Source organism: Kandleria vitulina DSM 20405, from assembly GCF_000702065.1.
GTDB classification, from domain to species: domain Bacteria; phylum Bacillota_I; class Bacilli_A; order Erysipelotrichales; family Coprobacillaceae; genus Kandleria; species Kandleria vitulina.
Genome location: NZ_JNKN01000012.1, coordinates 38,312 through 53,321 on the forward strand (window position 1 = coordinate 38,312; position 15,010 = coordinate 53,321).

13 protein-coding genes are annotated in these 15,010 nt (G+C 35.7%); 9 read left to right on the plus strand and 4 right to left on the minus strand.

Features of this window, described 5'->3' with window-relative positions:
* The first annotated feature begins 13 nt into the window (after window positions 1-13).
* From T513_RS0104500 to T513_RS0104525, 6 genes are all read left to right on the plus strand, one after another.
* Window positions 14-2,410: a glycogen/starch/alpha-glucan phosphorylase gene (locus T513_RS0104500; protein WP_031589138.1), complete on the plus strand. Its 2,397-nt coding sequence runs from the start codon at window positions 14-16 to the stop codon at window positions 2,408-2,410.
* A gap of 1 nt (window position 2,411) precedes the next feature.
* Window positions 2,412-2,672, plus strand: coding sequence for a DUF1292 domain-containing protein (locus tag T513_RS0104505; RefSeq protein WP_029070006.1), 261 nt, complete (start codon window positions 2,412-2,414; stop codon window positions 2,670-2,672).
* Window positions 2,673-2,791: 119 nt separating this feature from the next.
* On the plus strand, window positions 2,792-4,876 hold the full coding sequence (pulA, locus tag T513_RS0104510; RefSeq protein WP_031589139.1) for a type I pullulanase: 2,085 nt from the start codon (window positions 2,792-2,794) through the stop codon (window positions 4,874-4,876).
* Window positions 4,877-4,884: 8 nt separating this feature from the next.
* Window positions 4,885-5,442 (plus strand): aminoacyl-tRNA hydrolase, encoded by a 558-nt coding sequence (pth, locus tag T513_RS0104515; protein WP_029072760.1) that lies wholly within the window; start codon window positions 4,885-4,887, stop codon window positions 5,440-5,442.
* Between the two features lie 9 nt (window positions 5,443-5,451).
* Window positions 5,452-8,868 (plus strand): transcription-repair coupling factor, encoded by a 3,417-nt coding sequence (mfd, locus tag T513_RS0104520; protein ID WP_031589140.1) that lies wholly within the window; start codon window positions 5,452-5,454, stop codon window positions 8,866-8,868.
* 64 nt (window positions 8,869-8,932) lie between these two features.
* Window positions 8,933-9,940, plus strand: a complete 1,008-nt coding sequence (locus T513_RS0104525; RefSeq protein ID WP_162176421.1) for a TIGR00341 family protein — start codon at window positions 8,933-8,935, stop codon at window positions 9,938-9,940.
* Window positions 9,941-9,960: 20 nt separating this feature from the next.
* On the opposite strand, the gene T513_RS0104530 is transcribed toward T513_RS0104525, so the two are convergent.
* Window positions 9,961-10,407, minus strand: a complete 447-nt coding sequence (locus T513_RS0104530) for a dUTP diphosphatase (RefSeq protein WP_031589142.1) — start codon at window positions 10,405-10,407, stop codon at window positions 9,961-9,963.
* A 53-nt stretch (window positions 10,408-10,460) separates the two neighbouring features.
* Window positions 10,461-11,054 (minus strand): IMPACT family protein, encoded by a 594-nt coding sequence (locus T513_RS0104535; protein ID WP_031589143.1) that lies wholly within the window; start codon window positions 11,052-11,054, stop codon window positions 10,461-10,463.
* A 56-nt stretch (window positions 11,055-11,110) separates the two neighbouring features.
* On the opposite strand from T513_RS0104535, the gene T513_RS0104540 reads away from it, so the two are divergent.
* Window positions 11,111-11,968, plus strand: coding sequence for a DegV family protein (locus T513_RS0104540; protein WP_031589144.1), 858 nt, complete (start codon window positions 11,111-11,113; stop codon window positions 11,966-11,968).
* A 14-nt stretch (window positions 11,969-11,982) separates the two neighbouring features.
* On the opposite strand, the gene T513_RS0104545 is transcribed toward T513_RS0104540, so the two are convergent.
* Window positions 11,983-12,345 carry an ArsR/SmtB family transcription factor gene (locus T513_RS0104545; RefSeq protein ID WP_029070013.1) on the minus strand — a complete coding sequence of 121 codons (363 nt, stop codon included), beginning with the start codon at window positions 12,343-12,345 and terminating at the stop codon, window positions 11,983-11,985.
* 144 nt (window positions 12,346-12,489) lie between these two features.
* Between T513_RS0104545 and T513_RS0104550 the strand changes: the two genes are divergently transcribed.
* The gene (locus tag T513_RS0104550) at window positions 12,490-12,708 is read left to right on the plus strand and encodes a cation transporter (protein WP_029070014.1); all 219 of its coding nucleotides are present in this window, start codon (window positions 12,490-12,492) and stop codon (window positions 12,706-12,708) included.
* Between the two features lie 147 nt (window positions 12,709-12,855).
* Here T513_RS0104550 and T513_RS0104555 read toward each other — a convergent pair whose 3' ends face one another.
* On the minus strand, window positions 12,856-14,268 hold the full coding sequence (locus T513_RS0104555; protein ID WP_029070015.1) for a carbon starvation CstA family protein: 1,413 nt from the start codon (window positions 14,266-14,268) through the stop codon (window positions 12,856-12,858).
* A gap of 448 nt (window positions 14,269-14,716) precedes the next feature.
* Here T513_RS0104555 and tnpA point away from each other — a divergent pair.
* The coding region (gene tnpA / locus T513_RS11935) for an IS200/IS605 family transposase (protein ID WP_080703111.1) at window positions 14,717-15,010 on the plus strand (294 nt) is incomplete at its 3' end.

Sequence of the window (15,010 nt, forward strand, 5' to 3'; positions counted from 1 at the left end):
AGGGGGACAAAAAATGTTTAAAACTAAAGAAGAATTTAAATATGAATTCTCGAAACGTATTATTGAAGCTTATGGACGTACTGTCGAAGAGTCACATATTACAGAGAAATTCATGGTTCTAGAAAGCATGGTTAGAGATTATGCTTCAGTGAACTGGGCAATGACTAAGATGGCCGTTCAGCAGAAGTCTATGAAACAGCTTCATTACTTCTCGATGGAATTCCTTATTGGACGTCTTCTAGTTAACAATATGATGAACCTGGGTATCTATGATATCGCTAAAGAAGGGTTAGCTGAATTTGATATTAATATTCATGAACTTGAAGAATTAGAAGCAGATGCTGGTTTAGGAAACGGTGGGTTAGGTCGATTAGCTGCTTGCTTTATCGATTCTCTAGCTTCACTTTCTTATCCTGCATTCGGGCAGACTATTCGTTATGACTATGGGTTCTTCAAGCAGAAAATTGAAGATGGCTATCAGGTAGAAGTACCTGACCAGTGGCTACAGTTAGGATATAAATGGGAAGTGCGTAAGCCAAAGCACGCCTGTGAAATCAAGTTCTGGGGTAAAGTCATCTGGAATGATAAGAAAGGTAAATGGGAACATGTGGAAGCTGAATCTGTAAGAGCAGTACCATATGATGTACCAGTTGTTGGTAATGATACATTAATTACTAATACATTAAGATTATGGAAGGCTGAACCTTCTGAAAATATTCCTGTAAACAAGGACTTCCAGCAGTATGCAAATGAAGTCAATATGATCTGTCAGACACTTTATCCTGATGATTCAACACTTGCAGGTAAGATCTTAAGATTAAAACAGCAGTATTTCTTCGTGGCTGCCGGATTAAATTCTATTGTTCGTGCTCATTTAAGAGTCTACAAGGATCTTTCTAACTTCCATGAAAAGAATGTCATTCAGTTAAATGATACACATCCAGTATTAGTTATTCCTGAATTAATGCGTATTCTATTAGATGAATATGATTATGAATGGGATGATGCATGGGAAATTGTTAAGCATTCTTGTGCTTACACTAACCATACAATCTTAGCTGAAGCATTGGAAAAATGGCCAGTTGATATGATGAGAGATCTTCTTCCAAGAGTTTACCAGATCATCGAAGAAATCGATCGTCGTTTTGTCGGTTTTGTAAAACAGAAAACTGATGGCAATGAAGATATTTTAAATAAAGTCAGAATTATCAATAACGGCCAGGTACATATGGCACACTTAGCAATTGCTGGTTCATTCTCAGTCAATGGGGTAGCAGGATTACATTCTGAAATCCTTATGACGAGAGAAATGAAGGAATTTAATGATTTATATCCTGGTAAGTTCAACAATAAGACAAATGGTGTTACACATCGTAGATGGCTTGCTTACAGCAACCCTGAGTTAACAGCATTATTAAAAGAGACAATCGGTGATGAATGGATCAAAGAACCAGATCAGTTAACTTGTCTTAATAAATATGTCAACGATTCTATCGTTCAGGCTAAATTCTACAATGTAAAACAGAAGAGAAAACAGGTTCTTGCGGATTATATCAAAGAACACAATGATATTGATGTAGATGTTAATTCTATTTTCGATATTCAGGTAAAGAGACTGCATGCGTATAAGAGACAGCTTCTTAATGTCATGCATATCATTTACCTATATCAGGAAATGAAACAGAATCCAAACTTTAGAATCTATCCACGTACATTTATCTTCGGTGCGAAAGCTGCTCCTTCTTACTATTTTGCGAAGAAGGTTATCAAGCTTATCAACAGTGTCGCAGATAAAGTCAACAATGATCCAGAAACTAATCAGTTCTTAAAAGTAGTCTTCCTTGAAAACTATGGTGTAACATTAGCAGAAAAGATTATGCCAGCAGCTGATGTTTCAGAACAGATTTCTACAGCTGGTAAGGAAGCCAGCGGTACTGGTAATATGAAATTCATGCTTAACGGTGCAGTTACATTAGGTACATTAGATGGTGCCAATGTAGAGATTGCAGAACGTGTAGGTGAAGATAATGTTGTTATCTTTGGATTAAGGGATCATGAAGTTGAAGCATTAAAAGCTTCTCATTCATATTCTGCATGGAATTACTACAACAATAATCCAAAGATCAAGAAAGTTGTCGATAGCTTAACAGATGGTACTTTCCATCCTTCAAGAGAAGAATTCAAGATTATTTTTGATGAATTAATGTCAAAGAATGATGAATATTTCTTATTGGCAGACTTTGAAGCTTATCGTCAGGCACAAGAAAAGATCAATGATCTTTATCAGCAGCGCCAGAAATGGTCAGCAATGTGCTTGAAGAATATTGCTGAAGCAGGTTACTTCTCAAGTGATCGTACAATTGAAGAATATGTAAGAGATATCTGGCATCTAGAAAAGGTAAAGCATTAAGATGGATAATGATTTAAAAATCACATTGCAGGACGAAGATGGACAGGAACAAAACTACTTTATCGTTTATACATTCGATAATTTAGATAATACGCGTCATTATACAATCTATACAGATTACAAGGAAGATGATGAAGGAAATATCTCATATTATGCAATGTACCAGGATGACACTGATGAAGAAGGTGTATTTCATCCTTGCGAAAGCGATGAAGATTGGGAACTTGTCGATAGCGTTCTCTCTTCATTCCTAGAAGAATAATCAGAAACCATAGAGATTTTGCTCTATGGTTTCTTTATATATAAAAATAATAAGTGATAATAACGATTTTTTTAGCTCTTTGTGATAAAATGTGAAATATAGAAAAGGGGTGTTTTGATATGCAGCAGGAGTCTGCAAGAATGTATGCGTATGCCATATCCTTTGATACGATTAAGGTTTACCTTTCAAAGAACTACTATAATGGTATTTCTAGTAAATTTTATCTTAAGGATCTAGAAACAAGTGAACATGAACTCCTTCATGGGGATACAGCCGGTGAAGAAGATGGATACAACACATATCTTTTCCATACGTCATTTAAGATAGGGAAGAGCTACCGTGTATCTGACGCCTACGGCTTAACCTGTTTTCTTGATTTTTCTCGCCTACCATTATGTAAAGAGTTTGATGATCATTTCTACTATGATGGAGATGACCTTGGTCCAGCCTATACACCATATGCGACAAGCTTTAAGGTGTGGGCCCCTACAGCGACAAGTGTTATTGTTAAGTTGAAACATTATGATGACATTAAACTCTATGAAATGAAAAGATTAGATAAAGGTGTCTTTGCCTTACGTATATTTAAGGATCTTGAAAATTATGAATATACTTATCTCATTGGAAATAATGATCAAGTCATTGAATCATGTGATCCGTATGCTTATGCATCAACTTCAAATCAACGTTCATCAATTATTGTTGATTTAAATAAAATCAGAAAGAAAACTTATGTTCTACCACCATTAGAACATAAGACAGATGCTGTCATCTACGAACTTCATGTTAGAAACTTCTCAGTTGATAGCTATGGGAACTTAAGACATAAAGGGAAGTTCCTTGCTTTCGCAGAAGAGGGCAATAAAACAATGATGAATGAGAAGAGTGGTGTGGATTATCTAGAAGATTTAGGTGTAACACATATTCAGTTAATGCCAATTAACGATTATGCGACAGTCGATGAAGATCATCCATATGAACTCTATAACTGGGGATATGACCCAGCTCAATACAATGTAACAGAAGGAAGTTATGTCACAATTCCTAATGATGGATACCGCCGTATTCAGGAATGTCGTGATATGATTGATGCCATTCATAAACATGGTATGAGAGTTATTCTTGATGTTGTCTATAACCACATGCACGATATCTTCGACAATGCTCTTGCAAAAACAGTTCCACATTATTTCTTTAGAACAGATGAAAATGGATATTTAACTAACGGGACATGGTGTGGCAACGATATGAATTCCACTGCCAAGATGTGTCGTAAGTACATTCTTGATATGTGCAAGAGATGGCAGACACTTTATGGTGTAGATGGCTATCGTATGGACCTTATGGGAATTCTTGATGTAGAGACAGTTAATGCGATAGAAGAACAGGGACGCTCTATTGATCCATCATTTATGCTTTATGGTGAAGGATGGAACATGGGGACATTGCCAATTGAAGAAAAAGCGATTATTGAAAACAATGGAAAAATGCCTCAGGTTGGATTCTTTAATGATTTCTTCAGAGACACTATGCGTGGTAATAATCAGATGGAAATCAAGGGATATACATCTGGTGATACATATAAAACCAATGAAGCGATTTTTGCGATGTGTGACTACAATAAATTCTCAAGTATTGAACAGAGCATCAATTATGTAGAATGTCATGATAATGCTACTGTGTATGATAAATTTGTGGTCTGCAATAGAGACGAAGGAGAAGATTATATTCGAAGAAGATGTGATCTTGCACTCGTTATGACATTGCTTTCGCAAGGTGTTCCATTCTTGCATGCAGGAGAAGAATTCTATGATACTAAGAAGGGCAATGCCAACTCCTATAATGCTGGAGACGAAGTCAATCAGTTTGACTGGGGAAGAAGAGATCAGAACATGAAGACTGTTCATCTTGTAAAAGATCTTATTCGCTTAAGAAAAGAAAACAAATGTTTTAGATATTATGATTTTGAAGACATGAGAAATCATATTTCTATTAACAATATCAACCATCGTATGATAGAATATATTCTTACTCAGGATGAGGGAAGCTATCATGAATTTAGAATCTATGTTAACCCTTCATTGGATAACATTGGCATCTCTATCGAAGATAGTTTTAAGATATTACAAAAAGCTGATCATGAAGAAATACAGAACGGCTATATGAACGTTGCCCCATGTTCTTTCGTCATAGCAGCAAGATAGGAGATAAGATGAAGTTAATTATTGGATTAGGAAACCCAGGGAAAAAATATGACAACACAAGACACAATACTGGCTTTATGTGTATTGATGCCTTGGCAGAACATTTCAATCAGGAGATTGGAACAAAGAAATTTGAAGGACTGTATACTAAATTTAAATATAAGGGAGAAGACATTGTTCTTCTTAAGCCACAGACATACATGAATAATTCAGGTATGTCTGTAGGTGCTATTATGAAATACTTCAAGATTGATAAGGAAGATATTCTTGTCATCTATGATGATATGGATATGCCAGTAGGAAAACTTAGATTACGTGAAAAAGGAAGCGCTGGTGGACATAATGGCATGAAGAGCATTATATCTCATGTAGGTGGACAGGACTTCAAGAGAATCAGATTTGGGATCGGCAAGATTCCACACTGTGATGTAGTGAATTATGTTCTTGGACATTTTGGTCCTGCTGAATATCCAGTTATTCAAGAAGGAATCAAGACATGTGTAGATGCTATTATGTGTTACATTGACAATGATGATTTCAATAAAGCGATGAATACATTTAACTAGAGGAACACAATGAAGAAAATACTTAATTTATTGAAAAACAATCCTGCCTTAAAGATGATGATCAAAGGTAAGGGAGAAATCGTTACAAATGAAGCTAGTGATGAGGCCTACCTCATTGCTAGTGCTTTTCTGCTTAAGAAAAAAACAATGATTATCGTAAAAGAAAATCAGTATCAGGCATTAGAGCTCTATCGTGAATTAAGTGAACTGCTCTCGTCGGTATGCTACTTTCCAAGCGATGAATCATTGCGAATAGAATCTGTTGCCTATTCTTATGAACTTGTAGGTGAAAGATTAAACGCTATGGCAATGCTAAGAAAAGAACCATGTGTCTGTATATGTCATATGCATTCTTTAAGCAGATTTATTACACCAGTGACATTGTTTAATCAATCACTGATGACACTAAAAGTAGGAGAAATCATTGACCCACAGGAGTTAAGAAAGAAACTTATACATATTGGCTATCACACATCTCAACGTGTTGACAGTCCTTTTTATGTTTCAAGACGAGGTGGTGTCATTGATGTTTACAGTATTCAATATGAAGATCCAATTCGTATTGAATTCTTTGATGATGAAATAGAATCCATTTCTTTCTATGATAAAGACAGTCAAAGAAGAACACAGTCAGTGAAGGAAGTAGAAATCTATCCAGCTACTGATATGTTATTTAATAAAGAAGAAGTAGAAGAAGTCATCAAGAAGATGGATGAACTTCATGAGAAAATGAGTCTTCAAGAAGAAGCAGAAGAGAACCTTGAAGAACATCTTTTCTTAGATAAAGAAGCATTACGAAGTGAAGACTATAATCCGCGTATTTATCAGTATCTATCATTATTTAGTGAAACATCTTCTATATTGGATTATGCTGATAATGCAGAAATCATTACGGCATCTTATTTGAATATATCAAAGTCATATCAAAGATACAGTGAAGAGAATTTCTATTATTTCCATGAAATGCAGGAAGTAGGAGAAATGCTAAAGGGATTGGTATTGACGCATAATCCTTCAACACTACTTAAGCATCGAGATATTGATTTTATTGCCTTTAAAAATAAAGATGATCAGGTAGAATTCAGAACAAGACCAGCACAGATAGAGATGATTAATGATAAAGTATTTATTAATCAGCTTAAAGATTATCTTACTTTTGATAAGGTGTTAATATGTCTTAATGAAAAAACACAAGTCAACAGCATGCTGAGATTCTTAGAAGAACATCAGCTTTCCTATACTGTAGTAGGAAGTGAAGATAGCATCTACGATGGCATCAACCTTTATCAGGGACAATTAAACAGAGGCTTAGAATTCGTTGATGAACGTGTTGTCCTTCTTACAGCAAGAGAACTTTTCCATGTAGCATCTAAAAAGAAAGGCTATGTAAAATACAAGGATGCTAAGGTACTCCATGACTACAATGAATTAAATATTGGAGACTATGTTGTTCATGATACCAACGGTATTGGACAATATATGGGCATTAAGACACTGGTTGTTAAAGGTGTACACAAGGACTTCCTTTATATTGCCTATAAAGGAAACGATATTCTTTATGTACCAGTAGAAAATTTCAAGCTTATTCGTAAATACGCTTCAAGAGATGGCAAGGTACCACAAGTTCATGCCTTGAATTCTACAAAATGGCAGAAAGAAAAAGCACGCGTCAGAGCTAAGGTGGATGGCTTAGCGGATGATCTTATCGCCTTGTATGCGGAAAGAATGAAACAGCCAGGATTTGCCTTTGAGCCAGATAGTGAAATGCAGATAGAATTTGAGAATGCCTTTGGCTACGAATTAACACCTGACCAGAAGAAGGCAGTTGATGAAATCAAGGCTGATATGGAATTGGCAAGACCAATGGACCGTCTTCTTTGTGGAGATGTTGGATTTGGGAAAACAGAAGTTGCACTTCGTGCTTGCTTCAAGGCCATTCTTTCTAATAAGCAGTGTGCTTTTCTATGTCCTACAACCATTCTTTCTTCTCAGCATTATCGTACAATGACAAAGAGATTTGAAAACTTTGGTGTACGTATTGCCTTATTGAATCGTTTTACAACTACAAAACAGAAAAAAGAAATACTTGCTGATTTAAAAGAAGGAAAGATAGATCTTCTTGTAGGAACACATCGTATTCTTTCAAAAGATGTACAGTTTAAAGATTTAGGACTTTTATGTATCGATGAAGAACAGCGATTTGGTGTAAGACAAAAAGAAAAGATCAAGGAATATCGTAAAACGATTGATGTATTGACATTAACAGCGACACCAATTCCAAGAACACTGCAGATGTCACTTATGGGTATTAGAGGACTATCCCAGATAGAAACGCCACCGCGTAACCGTCTGCCAGTACAGACTTATGTCAGTGAACGTAATGTACCATTAATAAAACAGGTCATTGAAAGAGAATTAGCAAGAGGAGGACAGGTGTTCTACCTCTACAATAAAACAGAAACTATTGAATCCTTTGCTTCACGTATCCAGCAGCTAGTACCAAATGCCCGTATTGCGATTGGACATGGAAGAATGGATAAGGATCATCTTGAACGTATCATGGAAGACTTTGTCAATCATGAATATGACATTCTTATCTGTACAACCATCGTAGAAACAGGAATCGATATTCCTAATGCCAATACGATTGTCATTGAAGATGCTGATCACTTTGGCTTAGCACAGCTCTATCAGATTAAAGGACGAGTAGGACGAAGCAGCCGTATTGCTTACGCTTACCTGTTCTACCGCAAAAACAAGAATCTGACTGAAGAAGGCGCAAAACGTCTAAAGGCCATTAAAGAATTCACAGCCTTAGGCAGTGGCTACAAGATTGCGATGAGAGATCTTTCTATCAGAGGATCGGGAGATATTCTAGGTGGAGAACAGGCTGGATTTATCGATAGTGTCGGCTTTGATATGTATATGAAAATACTTCAGGAATGCATTGATGAAAAGCAAGGGAAAAAGGAAAAAGAAGATGTGCCTACTACCAATGTAAAAGTAGATGGCTATATCCCAGAAAACTATGTAGAAAGCGATATGGAAAAACTTGAGCTTTATCAAAGAATATATCGTGCTAACAGTATGAAAGAACTTGATGAAGTAGAAGCAGCTTTAAAAGATCTCTATGGAGAATTACCAAGAGAAATATGCAATATCGTAGAAAAAAGAAGATTCGAAATCCTTTGCTATCATCCAATTATAGAAAATGTAGATGAAGGAGCAAAAGGACTGGTTATCACATTTACAAAAGACTATACAAGACAAGCGGATGGTGTCCATCTCTTTAGTCTTTCTAATTCATTATTTAAAAAAGCAAAGCTTTCTTTTGAAGATAATCAGCTTGCTATTGCCATCAATGATCCTTCACCGTTGCCTTTAGCAACAAAGTTTTTAAAAGATATTTATAGAACCTTAAAATAGAAACCGTTTTTCGGTTTCTATTTTTATAGTTAATTTACTTGAATAAATCATGTATAATAGCAATATGAAGATTAAAGAAATAATACGTGAAGCGTTCTCTCTTAGAAACGATACAGCTTCACACGATACGATTAAAACAAGACTAGTCGATGACGGACAGGTAACCGGCAGCAATATGAGCATTCTTATTTTAGCGATGCTTGTTGCATCAATTGGGCTCAATATGAATTCCACTGCAGTTATTATTGGAGCTATGCTTATCAGTCCGCTTATGGGCAGTATTCACGCTATGGCCTATGGAGCTGCTACAGCTGATTTTCATCTGTTTAGAAAATCAGTGATTGGTCTTATGTTCCAGGTTACACTTAGTATTTTAGCCTCTACAATTTATTTTAGATTATCACCAATTACAATTGAAACATCGGAGCTTCTTGCTAGAACGACTCCATCCATCTATGATGTCCTCATTGCATCGTGCGGTGGTCTTGCGGGCATTATTGGCATTACAAGGAAAGAGAAAAGCAATGTCATACCGGGTGTCGCTATCGCGACAGCACTCATGCCGCCTTTATGTACTTGTGGTTTCTTTTTAGCAAGAGGAAATTGGCTAAGATTTGCAAGTGCCATGTATCTATTCTTTGTAAATGCGTACTTTATTTTCTTATCAGCGATGACGATCTTGTTAATTCTAGAAGTACCACAGGTAAGACATGTTTCTCCTGAAGCATGGAAGAAATTAAAGAAGAGAGTTATTCGCAATACTATCATTGTGATTATTCCAAGTCTTGTCATGGCAGGAATCATGATCAATTCACAAAATTCATCTCGTTCTACAAGCAATGCGGTAGGGGCAATAGAGAATGTCTCTAAGCAAGTAAAGATTATCTATCCAGAAATAGAAAATATTTCTTTAGGTAATATGGAACAGATGGTCAATAACAAGAAACAGACGAGTAAAGTATTTATTATTACTGTAAAAGAACCTTTATCTAATGAAAAGAAAGAACAGCTCAACAAGTGGCTTAATGCAATCTATAATGAAAAAGTAACAATTATACAAAGAAAAAAATAACCTTTTGATTATTCAAAAGGTTATTTGTATGAGTTGACAATTTCTTCTATGCTAATTCCTAGCATAAAGCCAAGATGGAAATAATCATCTAGAAGATCTTGATAGATAATAGGATCAAATGTGTTCTTGAAGATAATGACATCTTCATAGATCTTAAACATGAGTTCATCTTTTGAAATAGAAGAAGGAATTTCTTCATGCGTCTTGATTTCATCAATACGCATCTCATATCCAATACTCATGATCATCGAAATACCTTCAATAATACTCTCAAGGATTTCCTGATGATCAATACGTATTTCTCGATCCCAGAATGTGTAGACATGAGCTTTTTCACCAACAGTGTTGACACACTGCAAGAAGGCTAGAAGCTTATGCTTGATTCTTTGTGTATCAAGAATCTGATTTTTTGCAAGTGCAATTTCTCTGTTAAGCACTAGCTGATATAATTTTGCGACATCATACATCTTAATCACTCCTTGCTTTTATTATACTCTTTAATTTGCAATTAAGAAAGTGACTAGGCAATTTCGATGTAATCTTCACCAATCTTTTCATAAGTGAAAGTATTGGCTGTTAATTCCTGTATTTCATCAATGAACGATGTGTCTTTTAAAAAGAGAATGTAGTGAACCTTTTCATCGTAGATAGTATCTACAAGAGGAAGATTCTTAGCTTGAATAAGGTAGCTAAGTTTCTTGCTGTAATGGTAGTCTACATCAATGCGATACTTAGCTACACATTCTTTTTCTACAATGCGTGCTTCTTTTAAGGCATCAGCTACACTATTGGTATAGGCTCTAGTTAAGCCACCAGCCCCTAGCTTAATACCACCAAAGTAACGTGTGACAATTGCTATGATGTTTTCTAATCCTTGTCTTTGTAGCACATTTAACATTGGTAATCCAGCTGTACCACTAGGTTCACCATCGTCATTAGCTTTTTCATGATTGTTGACAATATAGGCAACACAGTTATGAGTTGCATCGCTTTTTGAGTATTTTGCGACAAGGGATTCCACCTGTTCAATTTCATTACATGGAATTAACGTTGTAATAAACTCTGATTTCTTGATGATTGTTGTATATTGTGTTATGTTTTCTATAGATTTCATAAATTTATATTATAGGATAGTCGGTAGATTGTCAAAAAGAAGTGAGAGGTAAGAAAATGAAAAAAATTGCAGTGCTCGCTGATAGTGGGTGTCAGATAGAAATAACTGGAGATCATCCAGGGATATATATTGCTCCTCTTTGTATTACGATGAAACAGAAAACATACTTGGATCAATTAGAGGTTACAAGTATTGATGTATTTAAGACAATGGAAAAGGAAAACCTTATTGTACAGACTTCTCAGCCTTCGACAGGAGAAATGCTAAAGGCTGTTGAAAAGATCAAGGAAGATGGTTATGAAGAAATTATCGGTATACCTATTGCAACTGGTCTTTCTTCGACATTAAATGGGATGAAAGTAGCTTGTGATATGGTTGGATTACCAATAACACTTGTTGATTCTAAAGGAACTGCCAGAAACCAAAGGGAACTTGTCTATAAGGCAAGAGAACTTGTAGAAGCAGGGAAAGATGTAGATTATATCAAGGATGTTCTTGAAGATATGGTAGAACATTCAGGAACAGTCATTATGGTACCAAACCTTGATCATTTAAAGAAAGGTGGACGTATTACCCCTGCAGTTGCATTGCTTGCTGGAATGCTAAAAATTGTTCCAGTTATGGAACTGAACTATAAGTTAGGTGGCAAGATTGACACTTTGACAAAAGTAAGAACTGTAAAAAAAGCAGCTAAAAGCTTAATAGATCGTGCTATTGAAAAAGGTGCAGATGCTTCAACATACGCCTTTGCGATTGAACATGTATTATGTGAGAAAGAAGCTAATGATCTAAAAGACTACTTGATAAGTCAAATTGGTGAATGTGATGTCGTCGTAAGAGAACTACCAGCGGTAGTTGGTGCCCATATGGGTGTAGGCGGTATTGGTGTACAATATATCAAAGTAAAAAAGTAGGAATCATTTGATTCCTACTTTTCATCTGGACATGTAATCTTAACAAGTGATTCAATCTGGTGATGAAGAGATTGTGCTATTTCCGTATTGGTTGCATGATAGTACATCTCTTTTCCATGACGATGACTTTCAATCAGGTTGGAGCTTTTTAATAAGCGGAGATGATGACTGACTGCTGGTGAAGTCATATTCATGGCGGCTGCAATATTAGTGACACATTCTTCACAATGACATAAGAACCAGAAGATTCTTAGCCGGCTGGCATCACCTAACTGTTTAAAGACATTAGCGACATCTTCTACAACATCTAATGAAGGCATCTGTTCGATGACTTGAATACTTTTTCCTCCGTGATTATGTGGCAATTCTTTATTCATAGGATGCTCCTTTCAATATATACATTCTAACAAAAGTTATGAACTTTTCAATCAAATATATTGACAGATTCTAACTTGAGGAGTACTGTTTAAGTATACAATTAAATACATGTTTAATCGTTAAAATAAAAAGGAGGAATAATAATGAAAAGACGTTATAAGATTGATGTGGATTGTGCAAACTGTGCCAATAAGATGGAAGTGGCAGCTAAGAAGACTGAAGGTGTCAAGGATGCTAATGTAAACTTTATGACATTAAAGATGATGGTTGAATTTGAAGAAGGTGCTAAACCTGAAGAAGTTATGCCAAGAGTACTTGAAAACTGTAAGATTGTTGAAGATGATTGTGAAATTTTCTTTTAATGCATAAGAAAAAGAATCCGATAGGGGAATCGGATTCTTTTTCATTTTTAACATAAGTTAAAGGGAAGGGAAATGTTATGTTTGTATCTGTCAATTTTATTGACAAGCTTAGAGTACATAACATTTATGTCTTAATTGTGAACTTTTTTAATTTTCCCTTGAATGTTTAAGTTGAATAAGATAGAACACGAAACAGCAGGCTGCGAAGCATACGCCAATTGGATAGGCGATTGATTGTGCTACCTGGAAACCTTCTTTTGCCATAAGAATGTATGTTGAGCTGACAGCTGACATGAATGTAGCTGGCAAGGCTGTAAACAATGATAAGAACTTGTTGTCTTTTTTCTTTAATAAGTAAGCTGTGCTGACCCATAAAGAAATCATTGCTAAAGTCTGGTTGCTCCAAGAGAAGTAACGCCATAATACATCGAAGTTAAGCTGAGTTAAAAGTGCTCCAATTGCAAGAAGTGGAATTGTGATCACAAGTCTGTTCTTCATGCTCTTCTGATTTAAATGAGTGATTTCTGAAAGAATAAGTCTAGCAGAACGGAAGGCTGTATCACCAGAAGTGATAGGACAAGCGACTACCCCAATAATCGCAAGAATACCACCGACACCACCAAGCATACCTGTAGAAATCTGATGAACAACGCTAGATTGACCAAGATTATTTAAAGCATTAAATAATGCAGGTGTATTTTTATAGAATGCAAGACCACCAGCAGCCCAAATCAAAGCGATGACAGATTCAGTCAACATAGCACCGTAGAAAATAGTACGACCCTGACGTTCAGATGTAATACATTTTGCGACCATTGGCGACTGTGTTGCGTGGAAGCCAGAAATGGCACCACATGCAACAGTGATAAACATATATGGCCATACTGGCAAGTGTGTAGGATGCATATCTGTGAAGTTGATTTCAGGGATTGAATATCCACCAGAAATAATTCCGTACATGATACCTACAGCCATAATGATAAGAACAGCTCCGAAGATTGGATAGAAGCGACCAATGATTTTATCGATTGGCAATAGTGTAGCTAAAACATAATAGATTAAGATAACGACAATCCAGAAGGATTGAGATAATCCATTTGGAGTCAATGCGGCAAGAAGAGCGGCAGGACTAGTAACAAAGACAGTACCACATAAGATCAGTAGTACGATAGAGAAGATACGCATAATCCATTTTGCTTGTTTGCCAAGATATTTTCCTGATAATTCTGCAATGGATTGTCCCGCATGACGTTCGGAAATCATTCCAACCATGAAATCGTGAACACCACCACCAAGGATAGCTCCGAAAATAATCCACAAGAATACAACTGGGCCAAAGCAAGCACCCATCAAGGCACCAAAGATTGGACCTGTTCCAGCGATATTTAATAGCTGAACAAGAAATGCCTTCCAAGGCTTCATTGGCACATAGTCAACACCATCTTCTAATTCGATAGCTGGTGTTTTTCGATCATCTGGATCAAACACACGTTCAATAATGCGCCCATAGACCAAATAACCTAAAATTAAGATAACAAATGATAATAGTAAAGATATCATAAACAAACCTGATTGGTCATAGAGATCAATCGTTCCCTTTCTCCAGTTATAACTGGTACCTTATATAAATATACCACATTTCATGTGAAATATCTCTCAAATATAAAACCATTGAAATATATGGAAGGGCTTTTCCAGTGATAAATAGGGCGTTTTAATAAAATAAAATTTTTTTCACAAGATGAAATGTTAGCGTATTCAAGAAGAAAAAAAGAGTCACTTTCAAAAGTTTGACTCTATGTAACTCTTAAGACATCTGATAAATGACCAATAGATTTTAAAGAATGACATCACTAGCAATACAAATATACCAACACGTATGACTATTGGTAATTTTACAAAAGACTGTGCGAAAAGCCCACTCCTTTTGGTGCGAGATGGATAGAATAAAATAAAAAAAGTGTATGTAGATACCGGAAGCGTACATATATTATGATATAGTATATGTATGGAAAATAAATATAGACATACGAACACAACGGTATCTTTGATAAACTACCATTTTGTCTTTTGTCCAAGATACAGGCGTAAAATTTTTCTGATATCAAATGTAGAAAGACGCTTTAAAGAACTGGTCAAAATAAAATGTAAGGAGTTAGAAATTGAAATTATTGCAATCGAATGTGATAAGGACTATTCTTATATGTTCTTGAATTGTCCTCCAACATTAAGTCCTTCAGGCATTATGCGACAAATAAAAGGATATACAAGTAAAATTCTTAGAGAAGAGTTTGTGGAACTA

What these genes read in the sequence shown, in the direction of transcription:
- pulA (WP_031589139.1), top strand. Translation starts at nt 2,792, where the DNA reads ATGCAGCAGGAGTCTGCAAGAATGTATGCGTATGCCATATCCTTTGAT.
- T513_RS0104505 (WP_029070006.1), top strand. Translation starts at nt 2,412, where the DNA reads ATGGATAATGATTTAAAAATCACATTGCAGGACGAAGATGGACAGGAA.
- T513_RS0104535 (WP_031589143.1), bottom strand. Translation starts at nt 11,054, where the DNA reads ATGAAATCTATAGAAAACATAACACAATATACAACAATCATCAAGAAA.
- pth (WP_029072760.1), top strand. Translation starts at nt 4,885, where the DNA reads ATGAAGTTAATTATTGGATTAGGAAACCCAGGGAAAAAATATGACAAC.
- T513_RS0104545 (WP_029070013.1), bottom strand. Translation starts at nt 12,345, where the DNA reads ATGAATAAAGAATTGCCACATAATCACGGAGGAAAAAGTATTCAAGTC.
- T513_RS0104530 (WP_031589142.1), bottom strand. Translation starts at nt 10,407, where the DNA reads ATGTATGATGTCGCAAAATTATATCAGCTAGTGCTTAACAGAGAAATT.
- T513_RS0104525 (WP_162176421.1), top strand. Translation starts at nt 8,933, where the DNA reads ATGAAGATTAAAGAAATAATACGTGAAGCGTTCTCTCTTAGAAACGAT.
- T513_RS0104500 (WP_031589138.1), top strand. Translation starts at nt 14, where the DNA reads ATGTTTAAAACTAAAGAAGAATTTAAATATGAATTCTCGAAACGTATT.
- mfd (WP_031589140.1), top strand. Translation starts at nt 5,452, where the DNA reads ATGAAGAAAATACTTAATTTATTGAAAAACAATCCTGCCTTAAAGATG.
- T513_RS0104555 (WP_029070015.1), bottom strand. Translation starts at nt 14,268, where the DNA reads ATGATATCTTTACTATTATCATTTGTTATCTTAATTTTAGGTTATTTG.
- T513_RS0104540 (WP_031589144.1), top strand. Translation starts at nt 11,111, where the DNA reads ATGAAAAAAATTGCAGTGCTCGCTGATAGTGGGTGTCAGATAGAAATA.
- T513_RS0104550 (WP_029070014.1), top strand. Translation starts at nt 12,490, where the DNA reads ATGAAAAGACGTTATAAGATTGATGTGGATTGTGCAAACTGTGCCAAT.